Here is a 22,408-nt window from a genome sequence, read left to right on the forward strand (position 1 = left end):
TAGAACTGAGCGGCAAATACAGACACCATAGCCGCAACAGCCTCACACACTGGAGCCCGTCAGCGTGGCGCAACACACCCCCGATCTTCCTCCCGAACTTCGTCCCTTGGCCGAGATGCCTTGGTTCAAACGCCTGGCTGCACGCTTCTTCGGCCATGGTTTGACCCGCTTGCGCGCGCAGCACCGTGCATCGTGGCTGCATGGTCAGGCCGATGGCTTTCGCAGCGGCCATACCGCTGGTGTCGAATATGGCTTTAACGAGGGCAAACTTGAGGGGCTGGAAGAGGGCCGTCAGGTACTGCTGATCCGTGACAGTCGTAACACTGAGCATCGCCCGCCGAGCGTTGATAACCATCTGTTCGATGATTGGCGCCTGCCGCTGACGGCCGAGCTGAAAAAACGCATGAAGGCCGATGTCGCCCGTTTGTTGCCCGAGCACGCGCAGCCGAGCACCGCGCAATGGAAGATGATTTTCAGCGAAACACCGTCAACTTCAGTGGTTGCCGGCGCTGGCGCGGGCAAGTCCACCACGCTGGTGCTGCGCATCCTGTTGCTCAACCACTATCTGGGGTTCGAGCTGGATTCGATGACCGTGGTGACCTTCACCCGCGAGTCGCGCAAGGATTTCATCAATAAACTGATCGAACTGTTCGCACTCTGGGGTCTGGCGCTGAACCTGCGCCAGGCGCGAGAACTGGTGCGCACCTTCCACTCGCGCATCCTGCCGATGGTGCGCAGTCTGCCGGGTTTTGAACGCTTGCAGGCGTTTGAGAACCTGAGCAATCGGCCACAAGGTGCTGACGAGGAGGTCGACAGCAATCCGTTCGACTTGCGTATCAACGACGCGCAGCGCCAGCAACTCAACGGCTGTTATCACCGCCTGTTCAACGAAGACGAACGTTTCCGTCAGCTGATTCAGCCATTGTCCCGCGCCGGTCTACAGCTCAAGGAACTGGAACGCGATCACCCGGACGTGCAAAAACGCGTAGCGGTGACGCAGTTGGCCTCCCAGCGCGATGAAGAGCTGTGCGATGCCATTGAAGATCTGTGGTTCCGCGCCGGAGCGTGGCCGATCAAAGGCATCGAGCCGAACCGGCAGAGTTTCGATATCAACGGCGCGAAGTTTCATTGCCATGGCTACATTCCGAGCCTGGATGCCTGGGTGGTACTCGGTTTCGATCCACGGGAAAATCCGCAGGTCAGTCGGCCAAACGCCAAGCTCAGCGTGCGCGCAGAGTGGGCGGTGAAGCGCACCCTGTTTCAAGCTTTCTGTCGCAAGCCTTTGATTTGGCTCGATAGTTATGATGCTTCAAAGCGTGTTCTTGCGACTTTGGCAGGCGATGCCAGTGCCGGGCCGGGCTTCGATTACAAGGTCAAAGGTGAGTTGGCATCGGCGCCGTTGCTCGACTGTTTTGTCGCGGCAGCAGGCTTCATCGAGAACCTTGGCCTGGACGTGCCTGACGCGGTCGGTCGCATGAGCTTTGCCAAGGATGACCCGGACCGGTTTTTCTTCGAGTCGTTGAGTCTGTTCTGGCGCGCCTTTGAAGATCATCTGCTCGATCAGAAACCGCCGGTCATGACCTACAATCGAATGTTCGCGTTGTTCAGCGAGCATTCGCCGGAGAACCTCAAGCTGTTGAGCGATGAGCTGCTCAGGCCGCTGTCGCACCTGATGATCGATGAATTTCAGGACGTTTCACCGCAGATCGTTTCGTGGATCCGCGCCAGCCTCACGGAAATCCGCAGTCGAGGCCCGGCGATGCATGTCGGACGGGGGGCGCAACGCTCGTCGCTGTTGTGCGTCGGTGATGACTGGCAGTCGATCTACGGTTGGCGCGGCAGTTCGCCGAGCTACTTCATGGCGTTCGACAAGGAATTCCCGTCGCCGAGCACCACGCGGGTGATGCTTAGCGACAACTACCGCAGCCATCAGCACATTATCGACGCTGCCGAGCACATCGTTCGCGCCGCCCCGGCGATCCCCGGCAAGAAGGCCAAGGCCAGCGGCGCAGTCAAGCCACTGCAACCGGTCAACGTGCTGGAACGCGATGATCAGGCATTGGCGCAGCGCCTCGCCGAACACTATCGGCAGGGTCATTCAATCTTGATGCTTTATCGAAAAATCAGTGATAAGTCATTGATTGCAGAGCATATTCAGTCTGTAGTTAATGTTGATTCGAGCTTGCCATACGAAGCGCGACGGCTTAAGCAACTGACCTACCACAGCGCCAAAGGTTTGCAGGCCGACGCGGTATTTCTGCTCGGTGACTGTCAGCACCTGACCAGTTCGCCCTACAAGAACCAGGTCTATCGCATGGCAGGTTTGGGCAAGTCGGGCGACAGCGAACCGTATGACACTGCGCAAAAAGATGAAATCCTGCGCCTGGCGTATGTCGGCATCACCCGCGCGGTCAGCCATTGCTATTGGTACGTCGAACCGCAGGAAGCGCAAGCGGTGAACATGCCCCGGGCGTCTGACCGGGTGGCCAAGGGCAAGCCGTTCTTCGTTGATCATCGCATCGCCAAACAAACCGCATAAGCACAAAAAAGCCCACATCGCTGTGGGCTTTTCGTTTTAAATCAATAGCTTATGCGTAATTCCTGAGGGACTCCGGAGGTACGAAAGCTTCCAGCTCGTCCTCCACAGCCTCGATAATTCGTTCGACATCCGCTGCATTCATCACCGTCGCACACGGGATGCCCGCGATGGCGATCATGGTTTCGCCACTGGCGCGATCAAACAGTCGGGCGATCATGCTGCCCGGCGCGTCCATCGTTGCCTCGAAACCCATGGGATGAAAATGCCAGCGCATCAGCTGGCATGCATTGGGGAACGTGACTTTGCTTGACCCTTTATTCATGTGTTGCCCGCCTTCTTCATCGAGCGCTTCCATTTGCTCATGTTAGGTGGGAAGAGCCTTCATTGGCTCAACCGGTGACTGACATTAAAAGTAGCATTCGGATGTGAAATTACTGTGAGATTTTTCAGTTCATTTTGCGATTGCTTCGCATTTTTTGATGTAAGTCACGGCCTACGCAATCATCGCCAAATGGCCACTACGGATTAGCCATTGAAGCCCGCGCCGAACTTCGGCAAGCTCGATTCTTTTTCGCCGAGCCCTTTATGCACGCCGACGACGACGGCCCAGAACAGACCAAAGCTACGGCGGCCACGGTCATGCGCTATCACCTGAGCTGGAAGCACCGCGACCTCGACAGCGTCATGGCGCTGTATCACCCGGACATCCAGTACAACGATTTCTTCCAGAACCGCGTGCTCGGCCTCGACGAATTGCGCGAATACGTGCGCGTCAGCATGCCGCGTGAATCCGACGAACTGCTCGAGCATTGCGACCGCATTCGTGTCGACGGCAGTACTGCGTTCATTCAATACGAAGTGACTTTGCGCGGTGGCGACGGTTTGGTGTCGTTCCGCTCAAGCGAAGCGATCACGGTCAAGGACGGGCTGATCTGGCGCGTCAACGAATACGCATCACTGGTGCGTACACAAACCGACGGCAAGAGTCCGCCAAGTCAGCGCCCGGCGGTCAGTCGCCTGGGCTTGTCGCCGCGTCAATTGAGTTTCATGGCTGAAGACCTGCAACAGTACTTTGAAAAGCAGCAGCCGTATCTCGATGCCGAACTCGACTTGCAGCGTGTGGCGAAGGAGTGCGGCTACAGCCGCAATCAGATTTCCTACCTGCTCAATCAGGTGCTCGGGCAAAGCTTCTATCGCTACGTCAATCAGGCGCGCCTGCAACATTTGCTGCGTGCACTGGATAACGCCGCGCCGCCGGTGCGCATTGATGAGCTGGCCTTCGCTGCCGGTTTCAACTCGTTGTCGGCGTTTTACAGCTGTTTCCGTCAGCACACCGGCCAGTCTCCGAAGGCTTACGTTAAACAAATTTCTTTGCGGGCACGCGCGCAAGACTTCTCCTGAGCCCGCGCACTAGGATCGACGCCATCGAAGAATTTCAGTGGCGGAGTCTTGCATGCCGGCGTGGCGCACTATCAGTTTGTGGATGGATCAACTCGACGAGCCGCTGACCGCACGGCCCGAGCTTGAGCGAGATCTGGACGTCGACGTGGCGATCATCGGTGCCGGCTACACCGGGCTGTGGACTGCGTACTACCTGAAGAAACTCGCGCCGGGGCTCGACATTGCGATTGTCGAGGCGCAGACCGCCGGTTTTGGCGCGTCCGGACGCAATGGTGGCTGGCTGATGGGCAATCTGCTCGGCGATGATCGCTTGCTGGCCGGGCTGTCGCCAGCGCAGCGCCGCTCTTCTTTCGATCTGCTGCACAGCATTCCCGATGAAGTGAAAATCGTCCTCGAACGCGAAGGCATCGATTGCGATTACCGCAAGGGCGGCGTGCTGTATTGCGCGGCGCGCTATCCAGAGCAGGAAGCCACGCTGCGTGAATATCTGGCCAAGCTGCACGCCCAGGGCCTGACCGACGACGATTACCGCTGGCTCAGCCCCGAGCAACTGGCGCAGCAGATCCGCGTGGCCAAACCGTATGGCGGGATTTACGCGCCGCATGTGGCGACCGTCCACCCGGCGAAACTGGTGCGGGGTCTGGCGCGTACCGTGCAGAACATGGGCGTGAAGATCTACGAAAACAGTCCGGTCACCCACTGGCAGTCGGGCAGCTTGCGCACCGCCAAGGCCAGCGTGCGCAGTCGCTGGATCGTGCCGGCCGTCGAAGGTTATTCGGTGACCTTGCCGCCGCTGGGCCGTTATCAATTGCCGGTGCAAAGCTTGATTGTCGCCACCGAACCCTTGTCTGCCGCGACCTGGGATGAAATCGGCCTCAATCGCGGCCAAGCCTTCAGCGAATTCAGCCGGCAGGTCACTTATGGCCAGCGTAGCGCCGACAACCGTCTGATCTTCGGTGCACGCGGCGGATATCAGTTTGCCGGCAAGTTGCGCCATAACTTCGATCTGACCCGCGATGAGGTCGAGCTGCGCCGCTATCTGTTCGGCGAGCTGTTCCCGCAACTGAAAAACGTGCAGATCACCCACGCTTGGGGCGGCAACCTCGGCATGTCGCGGCACTTCAAGCCGCACATGCTTTGCGATCGCGCCAACGGCATCGCGCTGTCCGGCGGTTATGGCGGGGAGGGCGTCGGCGCCAGCAATCTCGGCGGGCGCACCCTGGCCGATCTGATTCTTGAGCGTGACACCGAGCTGGTTCATCAGCCCTGGGTGCTGCCGGACGGCGGTATTCATGCGCTGCGGGCGTGGGAGCCGGAACCGTGTCGCTGGCTCGGCTACAACGCGATCATCAAAAGCTTCGTCCACGAAGACCAGACCCTGGCCAACCCGGCGACCGCGCCATGGCGGCGCAAACTCGCCAGCCAGGTCGCGAGCTTCATGGAAGGTTTCATGCACTAAACGCCGATTTACTTGAAGAAAGCCCAAAAGACAGGTCAGACCATGAGCATTACCCAGTTCAAAAACACCGCAACCTTGCCACTCGACGAATCCAGCCCGGTCGCCGTGCCGCTCGGCGAACCGGTGGCGATTGCTTCGACCACCAGCGTCGAGCGCGATGACGGCGTTGAAACCGGCGTTTGGGAATGCACGCCCGGGCGTTGGCGTCGGCAGATCACCGCGCAGGAGTTCTGCCATTTCATTTCCGGGCGCTGCACGTTCACCCCTGACGGTGGCGGCGAAACCCTGCACATACAAGGTGGCGACGCACTGATGTTGCCGGCCAACACGCTCGGTATCTGGGATGTCCAGGAAACCGTGCGCAAGAGCTACGTGCTGATTTTCTGATTGTTTGATCCTTTGATTGCCTGCCAACAAAAAAGAAAACCCACACAGGAATCGATCCATGATCCGCAAGACCCTCGCTCTGGCACCGCTGATGCTCGCCGTTTCCCTTGCTCAGGCCGCGGAAACGGTCAAGGTTTACAACTGGTCCGACTACATTGCGCCGGACACCACCAAGAACTTTGAAAAAGAGACGGGCGTGGGTGTCACCTATGACGTCTACGACAGCAACGAAACCCTCGATGGCAAGTTGATGACCGGTAAATCCGGCTACGACGTGGTGTTCCCGTCCAACCACTTCATGGCCCGGCAGATCCAGGGCGGGGCGCTGAAGAAGCTCGACAAGAGTCAGCTGCCGAACTGGAAAAACCTCAATCCGGTGCTGCTCAAGGCGCTGCAGACCAACGACCCGAACAACGAACACGGCTTCCCCTATCTGTGGGGCAGCACCGGCATCGGCTACAACATCGCCAAGGTCAAAGCCGTGCTGGGTGATAACGCGCCGGTGGATTCCTGGGACTTGATCTTCAAACCTGAGTACATGGAAAAACTGCAGAAGTGCGGCGTAGCCATCCTCGACAACGGCCCGGAATTGCTCCCGGCGGCGCTCAATTATCTGGGTCTGCCACACCACAGCAAAAATCCCGAGGACTATAAGAAAGCCGAAGCGTTGCTGATGAAAGTGCGGCCGTACGTCAGCTACTTCCATTCCTCGAAATACACCAGCGATCTGGCCAATGGCGACATCTGCGTGGCGGTTGGCTTCTCCGGCGACATCCTGCAAGCCGAGAACCGCGCCAAGGAAGCGAAAAACGGTGTTGACATCGGTTATGCGATTCCCAAGGAAGGCGCGGCGATCTGGTTCGACATGGTTGCGATGCCGGCGGATGCCCCGGATGAGAAGGCCGGTTACGCGTTCATGAACTACCTGCTGCGCCCGGACGTGATGGCTGGCATCAGCAACTACGTACATTACGCCAATGGTAACGAGCAGGCCGACAGCCTGATCGACCCGGCGATCAAGAACGACACCAAGGTTTATCCGAGTCCGGAGATGATGGGCAAGCTGTTTGCGCTGGAAGCGATGCCGTTGAACATTGACCGGATCCGCACGCGGGTGTGGAACAAGATTCGTACCGGTAGCTGACCCGCTTTTCCCCTGTAGGAGCTGCCGCAGGCTGCGATCTTTTGATCTTGCTTTTGAAAGGCAAAGTCAAAAGATCGCAGCCTCGTTTCACTCGTCAGCTCCTACAGTTTGGGTGAGCCATTTGGTTGATATCAATACACTGGCATCGCACTAATAAAGTGCGGAAAAGTGAGAAGCACCTAACAAAAAACAACTTACCCATATTTAATATTTAAATAGAAAATCGTCAGACAATTAGGCAAAAGCCGCGCAACTAAAACATTCTTTGATCCCCGCACGCTTTGTTTACGGCAGTTTTACGAAACAGTCCGATTTGATCTCAAAAAAATCCTTTACGGCAGATTTCAAATTGTGTCAGGTTTCTTACGCCTTCATTGGGCGAGTGATAGGACGACCTCGCCAGAGATCGTCCTGTCGGACAAAAACTGTTCCATTGCTAAACAAGGAAGTGTGTTTATGTCGAAAGTTAAAGCGAATGCTATTGATGCCGCCGAACAGGCTTTTCAGCTGTCTGCCTTCAGCTCGGCGTACAACCAGATCAATAGCTTCAGCCATCAGTACGATCGTGGCGGCAACCTCACGGTCAATGGCAAACCCTCCTTCTCCGTCGACCAGGCCGCCACCCAGTTGCTGCGCGACGGCGCTGCCTACCAGGACAAGGACGGCAGCGGCAAGATCGAACTCACCTACACGTTCCTGACTTCGGCATCGTCCAGCACGATGAACAAGCACGGGATCACTGGGTTCAGTCAATTCAGTGCTCAACAACAAGCCCAGGCCAAGCTCGCCATGCAATCCTGGGCTGACGTGGCCAATGTAACCTTCACCGAGAAAGCCTCGGGTGGTGACGGCCACATGACCTTCGGTAACTACAGCGGTGGCCAGGACGGCGCTGCAGCGTTCGCGTATCTGCCAGGCACTGGCGCCGGTTATGACGGCACCTCGTGGTACCTGATCAACAGTGGCTACACGCAGAACAAGAATCCGGATCTGAACAACTACGGTCGTCAGACCCTGACTCACGAAATCGGCCACAGCCTGGGTCTCGCTCACCCTGGCGATTACAACGCCGGTAATGGCAACCCGACCTACAACGACGCGTCCTACGGGCAAGACACCCGCGGCTACAGCGTCATGAGCTACTGGAGCGAAAGCAACACCAATCAGAACTTCAGCAAGGGCGGTGTCGAAGCGTATTCGTCCGGCCCGCTGATGGACGATATCGCTGCCATCCAGAAACTCTACGGTGCCAACACCACCACCCGTACCGGTGACACCACCTACGGTTTCAACTCCAACACTGGCCGCGATTTCCTCAGCGCTTCGTCGTCGAGTGACAAAGTGGTGTTCTCGGTGTGGGATGCCGGCGGCAAGGATACTCTGGACTTCTCGGGTTTCACCCAGAACCAGAAGATTAACCTCAAAGACGCCTCGTTCTCTGACGTTGGCGGCATGGTAGGTAATGTGTCCATCGCCAAGGGCGCGATTATCGAGAACGCCATTGGCGGTTCCGGCAACGATCTGCTGATCGGCAACAGCGTCGCCAACGAGCTCAAGGGCGGTGCTGGCAACGACATCCTCTGGGGTGGCGGTGGTGCTGACAAACTGTGGGGCGGCGCGGGTTCGGACACTTTTGTGTTCGCAGCCAGTTCCGATTCCAAGCCGGGTGCGATCGATCAGATCCTCGATTTCGTCAGCGGTCTGGACAAAATCGACCTGACCGGCATCACCAACGGTGCGGGCCTGCACTTCGTCAGCAGCTTCACCGGTGCTGCCGGTGACGCAGTCCTGACGTCGTCGGGCGGCAACAGCCTGCTCTCGGTGGACTTCTCCGGGCACGGCGTGGCTGATTTCCAGGTCAGCACCGTTGGCCAGGCAGCGACCAGCGACATCGTGGCGTGATGTAGAAGTGGAAGCGGCGCGTGATGCGCCGCTTTCTTTGCTTGCATCGTCTTGTCTGGTGGGCAAGGCTACGAGCCGGAGTGAAATTTCCTATGAGTCGAAACGTTTTTACCTACAAGACCGTGGCGTGGATAACAGCAGCGCTGTTGATGACTGGAGAAACAAGCATGGCAAGCAGCCTCAGACTCGAAGACCCATCGTTTTTTGCCGGGCAATGGCAAGCTGTTCTGACTGCACGTGACGACGCTCCACAGGCGCAGGCGTTGCAGGACAAGCCCTCGAATACCTGTCTGATTGATCTTGAACCGAACCAGACTCTGGGCAAGGGCGCCGACTGCCTCGGTGCATGGCTCGAAGAAACTCCGATCGGCTGGTTTCCCGATCCTGACGGCCTCTCGATTACCGGCAAGGAAGGTTCAAGAATCCAGTTCTTCAGCCGACAACGTGACGGGCTTTACCTGACTACTTTGAAGTCGGGTCTGGTGATCACGTTAACGCACACAGCGAAACAGCCTTGATTATCGAATCCGCGACAAAGTTTTAATATAAAGCGCCACAAGCTGGTTATAAGAGACGGCGAATGACAACTGCACCGCTGTTAATTGTGCAAGTTGTTATGAAAGTGTAAGCGGGTACTTGCAAGTCATCTTTCGCAGGTAAGCGGAACATTAATTGAAGCCTCGCCCAAGTGTGGCGAGACCGAACATTTCAGGAAGAATCAATGAAGATGGCGAAGGCCCCAGCCACCGCTCCGTTATTCAAGGCTTTGGGTGACTATAAGAGCATCCTGATCAGCGTCGGCTGCTTTACCGCACTGATTAACGTGCTGATGCTGGTGCCCTCCATCTATATGCTCCAGGTCTATGACCGGGTGCTGTCGTCGCAGAACGAAACGACCCTGGCGATGCTGTCGCTGATGGTTGTCGGTTTCTTCGCCTTTATCGGCCTGCTGGAAGTGGTGCGCAGCTTTATCGTGATCCGCATCGGCAGCCAGTTGGAGCGCCGCTTCAACCTGCGTGTTTATCAGGCGGCGTTCGAACGCAACCTGTTCAAGGGCGAAGGTAACGCCGGGCAGTCGCTGGGTGATCTGACGCACATTCGCCAATTTGTCACCGGGCCTGCGCTGTTCGCGTTTTTCGATGCACCGTGGTTCCCGGTCTATCTGTTTGTGATCTACCTGTTCAACGTCTGGCTCGGCGTGCTCGCTACTGCGGGCGCACTGTTGCTGATAGGGCTGGCCTGCCTGAACGAATACATGACCAAAAAGCCGCTGGGCGAAGCCGCCGGTTATTCGCAGAAGTCCAGCCAGTTGGCCACCAGCCATTTGCATAACGCCGAAACCATTCAAGCGATGGGCATGCTCGGTTCCCTGCGTAAACGCTGGTTTCAGGTGCACTCGCGTTTCCTCGGCCTGCAAAACCAGGCGAGTGATACCGGTGCGGTGATCAGCTCGCTGAGTAAAACCCTGCGCCTGTGCCTGCAATCGTTGGTGTTGGGCCTGGGTGCATTGCTGGTGATCAAGGGCGACATGACCGCCGGGATGATGATCGCCGGTTCGATCCTGATGGGCCGCGTACTCAGCCCGATCGACCAGTTGATTGCCGTATGGAAGCAATGGAGCGGGGCGAAGCTGGCTTACCGCCGTCTCGATGCGCTGCTGCAAGCCTTCCCGCCGAGTGACGACGCCATGGCGCTGCCGGCGCCGAAAGGCCAGATCACCTTCGAACAGGTCAGCGCCGGCCCACCGGGGCAACGTGCGGCGACCCTGCAAATGGTCAATTTCAATCTGAATGCCGGCGAAGTGCTCGGTGTACTCGGGGCTTCCGGCTCCGGCAAATCGACGCTGGCCCGTGTGCTGGTGGGTGTCTGGCCGACCCTCGGCGGCACTGTGCGCCTCGATGGCGCGGATATTCATCGCTGGAACCGCGATGACCTTGGCCCGTACATCGGCTACCTGCCGCAAGACATCGAATTGTTCAGCGGCAGCATCGCCGAGAATATCGCGCGTTTCAGCGAGGCCGATCCGCAGAAGGTCGTTGCCGCCGCGCAACAGGCGGGTGTGCACGAAATGATCCTGCGTCTGCCGCAAGGCTACGACACGCAACTGGGCGAGGACGGCAGCGGTTTGTCCGGCGGCCAGAAACAGCGCGTGGCCCTGGCGCGCTCCATGTACGGCACGCCGAGTCTGGTGGTGCTGGATGAACCGAACTCCAACCTCGACACCGTCGGTGAAGCGGCATTGGCCAGCGCCATCGCTGCGCTTAAAGCCCAAGGCACCACGGTGGTATTGGTGACGCACCGTTCTTCGGTGTTGGCCCAAGCCGATAAATTGCTGGTCCTGAATGACGGGCGTCTGCAAGCCTTCGGTCCGAGTCAGGACGTGCTCAAGGCACTCTCCGGCCAACAGGAGCAACAACGTGAGAAACCTGCGCAAGCACCGGGCGGGCTCAGCATGAGCCGACAGTATCAGCCCTCGACAAGGAATACGGGTGTATGAGCAGCGCCAGCATGAACACTGAAAACGAAGCGAGTATGGAACACGCCTACATCACTGAACGCCCGGAGCGCGATGCGAAATTCTTTGCGCGCATGGGCTGGATTCTGGCGATCGTCGGCGCCGGCAGTTTCTTCACCTGGGCCGCTCTGGCGCCGCTCGATCAAGGCATCCCGGTGCAAGGCACGGTCGTGGTCTCGGGCAAACGCAAAGCCGTGCAGTCGATGAGCAGCGGCGTGGTCAGCCGGATCCTGGTGCGCGAAGGCGAAATCGTGAAGCAGGGCCAGCCGCTGTTCCGTCTCGATCAGACGCAAGTTGCCGCTGATGTGCAGTCACTGCAAGCGCAATACCGTATGGCCTGGGCCAGCCTCGCGCGCTGGCAGGCCGAACGTGACAACCTCAAGCAAGTGACCTTTCCGGCCGAGCTGAGCAATGATCCGGACCCGCGTCTGGCACTGGTGCTGGAAGGCCAGCGCCAACTGTTCAGCAGCCGCCGCGAGGCGTACTACCGCGAGCAGGCCGGGCTGCGCGCGAGCATCGAAGGCGCCACCGCGCAACTGGCCGGCATGCGCCGCGCCCGTACCGACCTCAACGCCCAGGCCGACTCGCTGCAACAACAGCTCAGCAACCTGCAACCGCTGGCGGACAACGGCTACATCCCGCGCAACCGCTTGATGGAATACCAGCGGCAACTGTCGCAAGTGCAGCAGCAACTGGCGGAAAACACCGGTGAAAGTGGCCGGGTCGAGCAGGGCATTCTTGAATCGCGCCTGAAACTGCAACAGCACGCCGAGGAGTATCAGAAGGAAGTACGCACGCAACTGGCCGACGCGCAACTGAAAAGCGTGACCCTGTCGGAGCAACTGACTTCCGCCGGTTTTGACCTGCAACACAGCGAAATCATCGCCACCGCTGACGGTGTGGCAGTCAACCTCGGCGTGCACACTGAAGGCGCTGTGGTGCGTCAGGGTGAAACCCTGCTGGAAATCGTCCCGCAAGGCACCCGGCTGGAAGTGGAAGGGCACCTGCCGATCAACCTGATCGACAAGGTCGGCGCGCATTTGCCCGTGGACATCCTGTTTACCGCGTTCAACCAGAGCAAAACCCCGCGCGTTCCGGGTGAAGTCAGCCTGATTTCCGCCGACCAGATGGTCGACGAGAAAACCGGCGTGCCGTACTACGTCCTGCGCAGCAGCGTCAGCGACCAGGCCATGGAAAAACTCAATGGTCTGGTGATCAAGCCCGGCATGCCGGCAGAAATGTTCGTGCGCACCGGCGAACGTTCACTCCTCAATTATCTGTTCAAACCGCTGCTCGACCGGGCCGGCTCCGCGTTGACCGAGGAATAAGGATGTTCGGCTGTATGAATAAGCTTTCCCTGCTCGGCGCGGCAATGATGCTGCTCGCGAGTCACTCAGCAGTAGCGGCCATGGGGCCGTTCGAGATCTACGAACAGGCGTTGCGCAATGACCCGGTGTTCCTCGGGGCGATCAAGGAGCGTGACGCCGGCCTGGAAAACCGTGCGATTGGCCGTGCCGGATTGCTGCCGCGCATCGGTTACACCTACAACAAGGGCCGCAACTCGTCGAAAGCCACGTCGCTCGATGAGCGTGCGCGTAATCGTACTGATGACCGCAACTACAGCAGTTACGGCTCGGCCTTGACGCTGCAACAACCGCTGCTCGACTACGAGGCTTATGCCGCGTATCGCAAAGGCGTCGCGCAGTCGTTGTTTGCCGACGAGAACTTTCGCGGCAAGAGCCAGGAGCTGTTGGTCCGCGTGCTGGATAACTATACCAAGGCGTTGTTTGCGCAGGACCAGATCGACATCGCCCAGGCGAAGAAGAAGGCTTACGAACAGCAGTTCCAGCAGAACGAGCACATGTTCAAGCAGGGCGAGGGCACCCGTACCGATATTCTCGAGGCCGAGTCGCGCTATGAACTGGCCACCGCCGAGGAGATCGAGGCGCGCAATGAGCAGGATGCCGCGCTGCGGGAACTGGGCGCGCTGGTGGGCACGCCCGCGGTGGATATCGGCGATCTGGCACCGCTGGGGCCAAACTTCCAGACCTTCGCGCTGATGCCAGCCAATTACGACACCTGGCACGAAATGGCGGTGAGCAATAACCCCAATCTGGCCTCGCAGCGTCAGGCCGTGGAAGTTGCGCGTTATGAAGTGGAACGCAATCGCGCCGGGCATCTGCCGAAAGTCAGTGCTTACGCGTCGATGCGCCAGAACGAATCGGAAAGCGGCAACACCTACAACCAGCGCTACGAAACCAACACCATCGGTTTTGAGGTCAGCGTGCCGTTGTATGCCGGTGGCGGGGTGTCGGCGTCGACGCGTCAGGCCAGTCGCACGATGGAGCAGGCCGAGTACGAGCTTGATGGCAAAACGCGCGAGACGCTGATCGAACTGCGTCGGCAGTTCAGCGCTTGCCTGTCCGGGGTGAGCAAACTGCGGGCTTATCAGAAAGCGTTGAGCTCGGCGGAAGCGCTGGTGGTGTCGACCAAGCAGAGCATCCTTGGTGGCGAACGGACCAACCTCGACGCGTTGAACGCCGAGCAGCAACTGTTTACCACCCGCCGCGATCTGGCGCAGGCGCGGTACGACTACTTGATGGCCTGGACCAAGTTGCATTACTACGCCGGGACGCTGAACGAGCAGGATCTGGCGCGGGTGGATGAAGCTTTTGTGGTCGCTCAACAGCCCTCACCCTAACCCTCTCCCAGGGGGAGAGGGGACCGATTGGGGGATATTGCAGAAGTACACCGACTTGAACGAGCGTCACTGAATCCAACATCGATCAGCTCCGTTTGCCTTGGCGAGGCAATGCTCTACCGAATCCATAATCGACCCGGTTTTTCAGGTCGATGTAAGACGCAAGACATCGCGGTCGGCTCCCTCTCCTGGGGGAGAGGGCTGGGGTGAGGGGAACAGGCAACACCGCAGAAGACCCTGCATAAAACAATAAAAGTGAGTGGTGAACATGGAAGTAAGTATCAAGCCGATTTCGGTCGGCACCCTGCTGCTTGTGATTTCTGCAACCCAGGCCCAGGCGCAGTACCTCGAAACAGGCAAGCCCGGCGATCCCGCCAGTTGGCGCAGCGCTGAATTCCTCCGCGACTGGGGCTTGGGCCGCATGCAGGCCGAGCAAGCCTACGCCGCCGGCATCACCGGCCAAGGCGTGAAAATCGGCGCGCTCGACTCCGGTTTCGATGCCGCCCACCCGGAATTCGCTTCGGCCCGCTATCACCCGGTGCTGGCCAGCGGCAGCTACATCGACGGCGCACTGTTCAATGTCGACGGCACCCTCAATCCCAACAACGATTCCCACGGCACCCACGTGGTCGGCACCATGGGCGCCTCACGCGATGGCAGCGGCATGCACGGCGTGGCGTACAACGCGCAGATCTACGTGGGCAACACCAACAAGAACGACAGTTTCCTGTTCGGCCCCAACCCCGATCCGCGCTATTTCAAAGCGGTGTATGACGCCCTGGCCGATGCCGGCGTGCGCGCGATCAACAACAGTTGGGGCAGCCAGCCGCCGGATGTCAGCTACCGCACACTGGCTGATATGCACGCCGCTTATGCGCAGCACTGGAACAAAGGCACCTGGCTCGATGCCGCCGCCGATGTCTCCCGACGCGGTGTGATCAACGTGTTCAGCGCCGGCAACAGCGGCTACCCGAATGCCAGCGTGCGTTCGGCGTTGCCGTATTTTCAGCCGGATCTGGAAGGTCACTGGCTGGCCGTGTCGGGCCTTGATCAGAGCAATCAGCAGAAGTACAACCAGTGCGGCCTCGCCAAATACTGGTGCATCACCACGCCGGGAGCGAAGATCGACAGCACCATTCCCGGTGGCGGTTATGCGATCAAGTCCGGCACCTCGATGTCGGCGCCGCATGCGACCGGTGCGCTGGCGTTGGTGATGGAACGCTACCCGTACATGAACAATCAGCAGGCGCTCGAAGTGCTGCTGACCACCGCCACGCAGCTGGATGGCTCGGTCACCGATGCGCCGACCGAACGAGTCGGCTGGGGCGTGGCCAATCTGAACCGGGCGATGCGCGGGCCGGGGCAATTGCTCGGTGCGTTTGATGCCAACCTGGGGGCAGGGCAGCGCGATGTCTGGAGCAATGACATCTCTGACAAAGCGCTGATTCAACGTCAGGCCGAAGATCTTGCCGAGCACAGCGCCTGGCAGCAAACCCTGCAAGACAAGGGCTGGCAGAATGGCGTTCCTACAGGCGCGAGCCAACAGGATCAGACCGATTACGCCGTTGGTACTGCCCGTGATGCAGCGGCGGCGAGCCGGGTGTACCAGGGCAGCCTGATCAAATCCGGCGGCGGGCAGTTGTTCCTCTCCGGTGACAACACCTATCGCGGTGCAACCACGGTCAATGGCGGTTTGCTCACGGTCAACGGTTCGCTGACTTCCGCCGTGACGGTCAACGACAGCGGTACCCTCGGTGGTTCCGGGCGGATCGGCGCGTTGATCGCCAACAGCGGTGGCCGCGTGGCGCCGGGCAACTCCATCGGTACGCTGAATGTGGCTGGCGATGTGAACTTCGCGCCGGGCTCGACCTACGCCGTTGAACTGTCGCCAACCAGCAGCGACCGCATCGTTGCCGGCGGTACGGCCAGCGTCAGCGGCGCCACGGTCAGCCTCTCGCTGGAAAACAGTCCGACGCTGCTCAGCACCACCGAGGCGCAAAGCCTGCTCGGGCGCCAGTACGACATCCTGCAAGCGGCTGGCGGCATTCAGGGCCAGTTCGGTGCGGTGCTGCCGAATTATGTGTTTATCGGCGGTAGCCTCGACTACGCCGCCACCGGCATTCAGCTCGATATCGAACGTAACGCGACAACCTTCGCCAGCGTCGGGCAAACGCCGAATCAGCGCTCGGTCGCCGTTGCCGTTGAAGGTCTGGGCGCGGGTAACTCGGTGTACGAAAGCCTGTTGCGTTCACCCGATGCGAGTTCCGCGCAACAAGCCTTCCAGCAGTTGAGCGGCGAGATCTACCCGGCGTTGAGTTCGATGCTGATCAATGACAGCCGCCAGTTGCGCGACGCGGTGGGCGAGCGTCTGCATGACACAAACGCTGCGCAAAGCAACGGCTGGATCAAGGCCCTCGGGGCGTGGGGCACGACCGATTCTAGTCACGACACGGCGGGCTACAGCACCTCGATTGGCGGATTGCTGGCCGGTGTCGATGGCGCGCTGGACGAGCAGACCCGCATCGGTCTGGTCACCGGTTACAGCGACAGTTCGCTGAGCATGGGTTCTGGCACGCATTCCTCGGCCAAGGTCGACAGCTATCACCTGGGCGCGTACGCCGGCCGTGAAATCGGCGCCTGGCGCTTGAGCACGGGCGCGGCTTACAGCTGGCATCGCGCCGATGTGAAACGCGACCTGCAATACGGCGACGTCAGCGCCAAACAGAAAGCCAAGGTGGATGCAGCGACCACGCAAGTGTTCGGCGAAGCGGCTTATCGCTTGCACCTGCAACCATTGGCGCTGGAACCGTTCGCCAACCTGGCCTACGTGCATCTGGACACTGAAGGCTTGACCGAGAAGGGCGACGCCGCCGCGCTGAAAAGTTCGGGCGATCAACGTGACGCCGTACTGAGCACCCTCGGCGTGCGGGCGATCAAGACCTTCAATCTTTCGTCTGCGCAATCACTCGACGTCAGCGGCCACCTCGGCTGGCAGCACAGCCTGAGCGACATCGACTCCGAACAGCATCTGCGCTTTGCCAGCGGCGGTACGCCGTACGCGGTGGAGAGTTCGGCGCTGGTACGCGATGCCGCGCTGGTTGGCGTGCAGGCCAGCCTCGCGCTCAGCAAAGACGTGCGCGTCAACCTTGATTACAACGGACAACTGGCCAATCGCGAACAGCTTCATGGCGTTGGCTTGAGCCTGAACTGGCAGTTTTAAGCAAGATAACCCGGTCCCTGTAGGAGCTGCCGCAGGCTGCGATCTTTTGCCTTTGCTTTTTAAAGGCAAGATCAAAAGATCGCAGCCTGCGGCAGCTCCTACAGGTTATGTGAACACCAGCGTGCAGCGTGTTTACAGCTAAAGAGACGGATTTTTCGCAACATCACTAAGGAAGGTCGCTGGATGAATAACAACAATACCCCCGCGCAAACGGGAGGCCGTTTTGCCCTGAAAACCCTCACGCTCGCTGTGCTCTGTGCCATCGGCACCGCCCATGCCGCGCCCTACGTGGAGAGCGGTCGCACGGGCGATCCGACGATTTGGCGCAGTGCCGAGTTTAAGGCCGATTGGGGTCTGGGCGCGATTGGGGCTGATCACGCTTACGCCGCCGGTTATACCGGCAAAGGCGTGAAACTGGGGATCTTTGACCAGCCGGTGTATGCCGCGCACCCGGAGTTTTCCGGCAGCAATAAAGTCGTCACTCTGGTCACCAGCGGGATCCGCGAATACACCGACCCGTACATCCCGGTCAAAGCCGGCGATGCGTTCCGTTATGACGGTTCGCCCTCGGTCGGCTCCGACGGCAAACTCGGCGCCCACGGCACCCACGTCGGCGGTATCGCCGCAGGCAGCCGCGACGGTGGGCCGATGCACGGCGTGGCGTTCGCTGCGCAGATCATCAGCGCCGACAACGGCGACCCGGGCCCGGAAGACGGCATCGTTCGCGGTAACGACGGCGCGGTGTACAAGGCCGGTTGGGATGCACTGATCGCCAGCGGCGCGCGGATCATCAACAACAGTTGGGGCATCGGCATCACTGACCGTTTCGACCTCGGCGGCCGCGATCCGGCGTACCCGCATTTCACCGTCAATGACGCGCAGTTGCAGTTCAACGAAATCCGCACACTGCTCGGCACCAAACCCGGCGGCGCCTATGACGGCGCAATTGCCGCCGCACGCAGCGGCATCGTGACGATCTTCGCCGCCGGCAACGACTACAACCTCAACAACCCGGACGCCATCGCCGGCCTCGGCTATTTCGTTCCGGACATCGCGCCGAACTGGATTACCGTCGCCGCGTTGCAGCAGAACCCGGACCTGGCCAGTGCCAACCCGTACATCATGAGTACGTTCTCTTCGCGCTGCGGCTACACCGCGAGTTTCTGCGTCTCGGCGCCGGGCACGAAGATCTTCAGCTCGATCATCGAAGGCACCAACGCCGACAACCTGACCACCGGCTACAAAAACTACAACGGCACCTCAATGGCCGCACCGCACGTCGCCGGTTCCATGGCGGTGCTGATGGAACGCTTCCCGTACATGACCGGCGATCAAGTCGCCACGGTATTGCGTACCACCGCCACCGACCTCGGCGCGCCGGGCATCGACGCCTTGTACGGCTGGGGCATGATCAACCTGCGCAAAGGCATCGATGGCCCGTCGATGTTCGTTACCGAGCAGGACATTCCGGCGGAATTCCGCATCGACGGCGCTTACGGTTCCGGCCAGTTTGTCGCGGATCTGCCGGGCATCGGCGCGATCATCGATCAGGGCAAACCGACCGAGCGCGTGTGCACCGACATCACTTGCGGCCTCGATACCTGGCGCAATGACATTTCCGGTCACGGCGGTTTGACCAAGCAAGGTATCGGCACGCTGGTGCTGACCGGCAACAACACTTACAGCGGCCCGACCCTGGTCAATCAGGGCCGCCTGGCCATCAACGGTTCGCTGCAATCGGCGGTGACGGTGAATGACGGCGGTATCCTCGGCGGCAATGGCCACATCGGCGCGCTGTCGGTGAACAGCGGCGGTACGGTCGCACCGGGTAACTCCATCGGCACCCTGAACGTGGCTGGTGACGTGACCTTTGCACCGGGTTCGACCTACGCCGTAGAGCTGTCGCCGACCAGCAGCGATCAGATCATCGCCACTGGCAAAGCGGTCATCGAAGGCGCGACGGTGAGCATGTCGCTGGAAAACAGTCCGACCCTGTTGACCACCAACGAAGTGCAAAGCCTGCTCGGCACTCAGTACAACATCCTGCAAGCGGCGGGCGGCATCGAAGGGCGCTTCGGTCAGGTGTTGCCGGATTACGCCTTCCTCGGCGGCACGCTGGCGTACTCGGCCACTGGCATTCAGTTGGCAGTCGGGCGTAACGATGCCTCGTTCGCCAGCGTCGGTTTGACGCCGAACCAGCGCGCCGTGGGCGCTGCGGCTGAGCGTCTGGGCGCGGGTAACGCGCTGTTTGAAACCCTGTTGCTGTCGCCGAATGCGGCGTCGGCGCAGCAAGCCTTCCAACAGTTGTCCGGCGAGATCCATCCGGCCATTGGCACGATGCTGATCAACGACAGCCGTTACCTGCGTGAAGCGGTGGGCGAGCGTCTGCGTGAACGTGATCTGTTCAACGCAGGGGCACCGACTGATGACCGCAGCAACGCCTGGGTCAAGGTCTTGGGTTCGTGGGGCAAGAGTGATGGCGGGCATGACAATGCCGATTCCAACAGCTCCATCGGTGGCTTGCTCGCCGGTGTCGACGGCTTGATTGCTGAAGATACCCGTCTGGGTTTCGTTACCGGTTATAGCGACAGCTCGTTGAGCATGGGCAGCGGCACGCATTCGTCGGCGTCGGTCGACAGCTACCACTTGGGTGCGTACCTGGGGCATCAGATCGATGCGCTGCGTCTGACCGTCGGCGGCGCCTACAGCTGGCACCGTGTCGACGTCAAACGTGACCTGCAGTTCGGGGACGTGAGCAGTAAACAAAAGACCAAGCACGATGCCGCAACCACTCAAGTGTTCACCGAGGCCGCTTATGATCTGGGCCTGCAACCGATGAACCTGGAGCCGTTCGCCAATCTGGCTTACGTGCACCTCAATACTGAAAGCTTCACCGAAAAAGGTGACGCGGCAGCGTTGAAGGGTGGTGAGGACAATCGCGACGTGGTGCTGTCGACCCTCGGCGTGCGCGCCAAGCGTTCGTTCGCCTTGTCGGATCAGCAGCAACTGGAACTGGGCGCGAGCCTCGGCTGGCAGCACAACCTGAACAACGTTGATGCCGACAGCCATCTGGCCTTCGCCAACGGCAACAGTGCGTTCACCGTGCAGGGCGTGTCGATGGATCGCGATGCGGCGGTGGTCGGCGTGCGTGCGGGTCTGGCGCTCAACCGCGATGTGCGGGTGAACCTGGATTACAACGGACTGATCGGTAGCAACGAGAAAGACCACGGTGTGGGTCTGACCCTCGACTGGCAGTTCTAAGGCGTACCGGCAGTTCTGCAAGGAACTGCCGGTTTTTGAAGGAAGAGAGAGCACAACATGGGACTGTTCGATTATAAAAATGCCGATGGCAAAGCGTTGTACAGCGACGCCATCGCACTGACGCTGTATGCCTACACGCCGACCGGCAAGCCTCTGCCGGCCACCGCTTGGGCGCCGGTCACAGCGACGGCGCTGGGCTATCAGGGCAAGGTCGGGCCGCAAGGCACGTTCTTCGGCGAGAAGGACGGCTTTACCAGCGCCGAAGCCGAAGTGCTCGGTAAATACGACGCTGCCGGAAAACTGATCGGCATCGGCGTGGCCTTTCGTGGCACCGGTGGGCTGGGTTACAGCGACACCTTCGGCGACTTGAAAAACAATCTGCTGGCGGCTATTGGTCCATCGGACTATGCGAGCAACTACGCGAAAAATGCCTTTGACAATTTGCTCAAGGCTGTCGCCGCGTTCGCGATTGCCAACGGCATAGGCGCCAAGGACGTGCTGCTTAGCGGCCACAGCCTCGGCGGGCTCGGCGTCAACAGCGTGGCCGAGTTGAGCGCGAGCAACTGGGGCGGCTTCTTCAAGGACGCCAACTACATCACCTTCGCCTCGCCAACCCAAAGCAGCACCGGCAACAATGTGCTGAACATCGGTTTCGAGAACGACCCGGTGTTCCGTGTGCTCGACGGCACCACGTTCAGCACAGCCTCGATGGGCAAGCACGACAAACCCCACGATTCGACCACCGACAACATCGTCAACTTCAATGACAACTACGCCTCCACCGCGCAGAACCTGGTGCCGTTCAGCATCGTCAATCCGCTGAACTGGTCGGCCCACAGCTCGCTGGGCTATGCCGATGGCTTGAATCGGGTGATCGATTCGAAGTTCTACAACCTGACGCATAAAGACTCGACGATTATCGTCTCCAACCTGGAAGAAGCTTCTCGCGGCAAAACCTGGGTCGAGGATCTCGGTCGTAGCGGCGAACCGCACACCGGCAGCACCTTCATCATCGGCACGCAGAGCAACGACTGGCTCAAGGGCGGCGCGGGCAACGACTTCCTTGAAGGCCTGGGCGGCGATGACCGTTTCCGTGATGACGGCGGCTACAACATCCTGCTCGGCGGCCAGGGCCACAACACCTTTGAACTGCAGAAACCGCTGCAGAACTTCAGCTTCGCCAACGACGGTGACGGCACGCTGTACGTGCGCGACGCTTACGGCGGCATCAGCATGACCCGCGACATCGGCGCGCTGGTGAGCAAGGAGTCGGGGTCGTGGTGGGGCAGCAAGGAAATCACCTGGGGCGTCACCGCCAAGGGTTTGACCAACGGCAGCGAGCTGACCCAGTACAACCACTCGCTCAGCGGCGATGGCTACGGCAATGCGCTGCACGCCACGGCTGACGGCGACTGGCTATTCGGCCTCGGTGGCGATGACAAGCTGATCAGCGACAAGGGTCATGTGACCTTCGTCGGCGGCGCCGGTAACGACGTGATGACGGCGGTAGGTGGCAACAACACCTTCCTGTTCAGCGGCGCGTTCGGTTTCGATGCCATCAACGGCTATCAGGGCAGCGACAAACTAGTGTTCATGGGCGTCGAAGGCGCGGGGCAGGGCTACGACTACAAGCAACACACGTCGCAGGCCGGCAACGATACCGTGCTGAAGATTGGCGATTTTGCCGTGACCCTGATCGGGGTGGGAGTGGCTAACCTGTCGGACTCCAGTTTCATGTTCGCGTAGATCCAATGTGGGAGCGAGCTTGCTCGCGAATGCGTAGTGTCAGTTGAAGTACTCGTACCTGACGCACCGCTTTCGCGAGCAAGCTCGCTCCCACAGTAAACAGCAGTAAGTAGTACTGAAATGCTCCGGGGCG

The 22,408-nt window shown here is 59.8% G+C and carries 14 protein-coding genes; 13 read left to right on the top strand and 1 reads right to left on the bottom strand.

All coding sequences use genetic code 11. The annotated features are described in order from the left end of the window. Nucleotides 1-64 precede the first annotated feature (64 nt). A complete protein-coding gene (locus tag F8N44_RS02925; protein WP_150649238.1) occupies nt 65-2,539 on the top strand; it encodes a UvrD-helicase domain-containing protein in 2,475 nt (824 codons plus the stop codon). Nucleotides 2,540-2,588: 49 nt separating this feature from the next. Here F8N44_RS02925 and F8N44_RS02930 read toward each other — a convergent pair whose 3' ends face one another. Next, nucleotides 2,589-2,861 (bottom strand): DUF1652 domain-containing protein, encoded by a 273-nt coding sequence (locus F8N44_RS02930; RefSeq protein WP_122605514.1) that lies wholly within the window; start codon nt 2,859-2,861, stop codon nt 2,589-2,591. 263 nt (nt 2,862-3,124) lie between these two features. On the opposite strand from F8N44_RS02930, the gene F8N44_RS02935 reads away from it, so the two are divergent. The 12 genes from F8N44_RS02935 to F8N44_RS02995 all read left to right on the top strand — a co-directional run bounded on the left by F8N44_RS02935 (nt 3,125) and on the right by F8N44_RS02995 (nt 22,275). Beyond that, the gene (locus F8N44_RS02935; RefSeq protein ID WP_150649239.1) at nt 3,125-3,940 is read left to right on the top strand and encodes a helix-turn-helix domain-containing protein; all 816 of its coding nucleotides are present in this window, start codon (nt 3,125-3,127) and stop codon (nt 3,938-3,940) included. 52 nt (nt 3,941-3,992) lie between these two features. Continuing rightward, nucleotides 3,993-5,399: an NAD(P)/FAD-dependent oxidoreductase gene (locus tag F8N44_RS02940; protein WP_150649240.1), complete on the top strand. Its 1,407-nt coding sequence runs from the start codon at nt 3,993-3,995 to the stop codon at nt 5,397-5,399. Nucleotides 5,400-5,441: 42 nt separating this feature from the next. Beyond that, nucleotides 5,442-5,786: a cupin domain-containing protein gene (locus F8N44_RS02945; RefSeq protein WP_150649241.1), complete on the top strand. Its 345-nt coding sequence runs from the start codon at nt 5,442-5,444 to the stop codon at nt 5,784-5,786. A 58-nt stretch (nt 5,787-5,844) separates the two neighbouring features. Continuing rightward, nucleotides 5,845-6,930 (top strand): polyamine ABC transporter substrate-binding protein, encoded by a 1,086-nt coding sequence (locus F8N44_RS02950; protein WP_007914896.1) that lies wholly within the window; start codon nt 5,845-5,847, stop codon nt 6,928-6,930. Nucleotides 6,931-7,386: 456 nt separating this feature from the next. Then, nucleotides 7,387-8,832, top strand: a complete 1,446-nt coding sequence (locus F8N44_RS02955) for a serralysin family metalloprotease (protein WP_150649242.1) — start codon at nt 7,387-7,389, stop codon at nt 8,830-8,832. A gap of 92 nt (nt 8,833-8,924) precedes the next feature. Continuing rightward, nucleotides 8,925-9,350 carry an AprI/Inh family metalloprotease inhibitor gene (locus F8N44_RS02960; protein WP_191630855.1) on the top strand — a complete coding sequence of 142 codons (426 nt, stop codon included), beginning with the start codon at nt 8,925-8,927 and terminating at the stop codon, nt 9,348-9,350. Between the two features lie 203 nt (nt 9,351-9,553). Next, the gene (locus tag F8N44_RS02965) at nt 9,554-11,329 is read left to right on the top strand and encodes a type I secretion system permease/ATPase (protein ID WP_150649243.1); all 1,776 of its coding nucleotides are present in this window, start codon (nt 9,554-9,556) and stop codon (nt 11,327-11,329) included. Beyond that, nucleotides 11,326-12,675 (top strand): HlyD family type I secretion periplasmic adaptor subunit, encoded by a 1,350-nt coding sequence (locus tag F8N44_RS02970; protein WP_116255491.1) that lies wholly within the window; start codon nt 11,326-11,328, stop codon nt 12,673-12,675. Before F8N44_RS02965 ends, F8N44_RS02970 begins: the two co-directional genes overlap by 4 nt. 2 nt (nt 12,676-12,677) lie before the next feature. Next, nucleotides 12,678-14,048, top strand: coding sequence for a TolC family outer membrane protein (locus F8N44_RS02975; protein WP_150649244.1), 1,371 nt, complete (start codon nt 12,678-12,680; stop codon nt 14,046-14,048). A 268-nt stretch (nt 14,049-14,316) separates the two neighbouring features. After that, complete coding sequence (locus F8N44_RS02980; RefSeq protein ID WP_150649245.1) at nt 14,317-17,268, top strand: autotransporter serine protease; 2,952 nt, start codon at nt 14,317-14,319, stop codon at nt 17,266-17,268. Between the two features lie 183 nt (nt 17,269-17,451). After that, nucleotides 17,452-20,529, top strand: a complete 3,078-nt coding sequence (locus tag F8N44_RS02990) for an autotransporter serine protease (RefSeq protein WP_150649246.1) — start codon at nt 17,452-17,454, stop codon at nt 20,527-20,529. A gap of 57 nt (nt 20,530-20,586) precedes the next feature. After that, entirely contained in the window at nt 20,587-22,275 is a 1,689-nt protein-coding gene (locus F8N44_RS02995) for a polyurethanase (RefSeq protein ID WP_150649247.1), read from the top strand. The last annotated feature ends 133 nt before the right edge of the window (nt 22,276-22,408 follow it).

It is taken from the genome of Pseudomonas fluorescens (assembly GCF_902497745.1).
GTDB classification, from domain to species: Bacteria; Pseudomonadota; Gammaproteobacteria; order Pseudomonadales; family Pseudomonadaceae; genus Aquipseudomonas; species Aquipseudomonas fluorescens_BM.

Excerpts from the sequence above, each read along its gene's own strand:
- F8N44_RS02930 (WP_122605514.1), bottom strand. The coding sequence starts at position 2,861 with ATGAATAAAGGGTCAAGCAAAGTCACGTTCCCCAATGCATGCCAGCTG.
- F8N44_RS02935 (WP_150649239.1), top strand. The coding sequence starts at position 3,125 with ATGCACGCCGACGACGACGGCCCAGAACAGACCAAAGCTACGGCGGCC.
- F8N44_RS02940 (WP_150649240.1), top strand. The coding sequence starts at position 3,993 with ATGCCGGCGTGGCGCACTATCAGTTTGTGGATGGATCAACTCGACGAG.
- F8N44_RS02945 (WP_150649241.1), top strand. The coding sequence starts at position 5,442 with ATGAGCATTACCCAGTTCAAAAACACCGCAACCTTGCCACTCGACGAA.
- F8N44_RS02950 (WP_007914896.1), top strand. The coding sequence starts at position 5,845 with ATGATCCGCAAGACCCTCGCTCTGGCACCGCTGATGCTCGCCGTTTCC.
- F8N44_RS02955 (WP_150649242.1), top strand. The coding sequence starts at position 7,387 with ATGTCGAAAGTTAAAGCGAATGCTATTGATGCCGCCGAACAGGCTTTT.
- F8N44_RS02960 (WP_191630855.1), top strand. The coding sequence starts at position 8,925 with ATGAGTCGAAACGTTTTTACCTACAAGACCGTGGCGTGGATAACAGCA.
- F8N44_RS02965 (WP_150649243.1), top strand. The coding sequence starts at position 9,554 with ATGAAGATGGCGAAGGCCCCAGCCACCGCTCCGTTATTCAAGGCTTTG.
- F8N44_RS02970 (WP_116255491.1), top strand. The coding sequence starts at position 11,326 with ATGAGCAGCGCCAGCATGAACACTGAAAACGAAGCGAGTATGGAACAC.
- F8N44_RS02975 (WP_150649244.1), top strand. The coding sequence starts at position 12,678 with ATGTTCGGCTGTATGAATAAGCTTTCCCTGCTCGGCGCGGCAATGATG.
- F8N44_RS02980 (WP_150649245.1), top strand. The coding sequence starts at position 14,317 with ATGGAAGTAAGTATCAAGCCGATTTCGGTCGGCACCCTGCTGCTTGTG.
- F8N44_RS02990 (WP_150649246.1), top strand. The coding sequence starts at position 17,452 with ATGAATAACAACAATACCCCCGCGCAAACGGGAGGCCGTTTTGCCCTG.
- F8N44_RS02995 (WP_150649247.1), top strand. The coding sequence starts at position 20,587 with ATGGGACTGTTCGATTATAAAAATGCCGATGGCAAAGCGTTGTACAGC.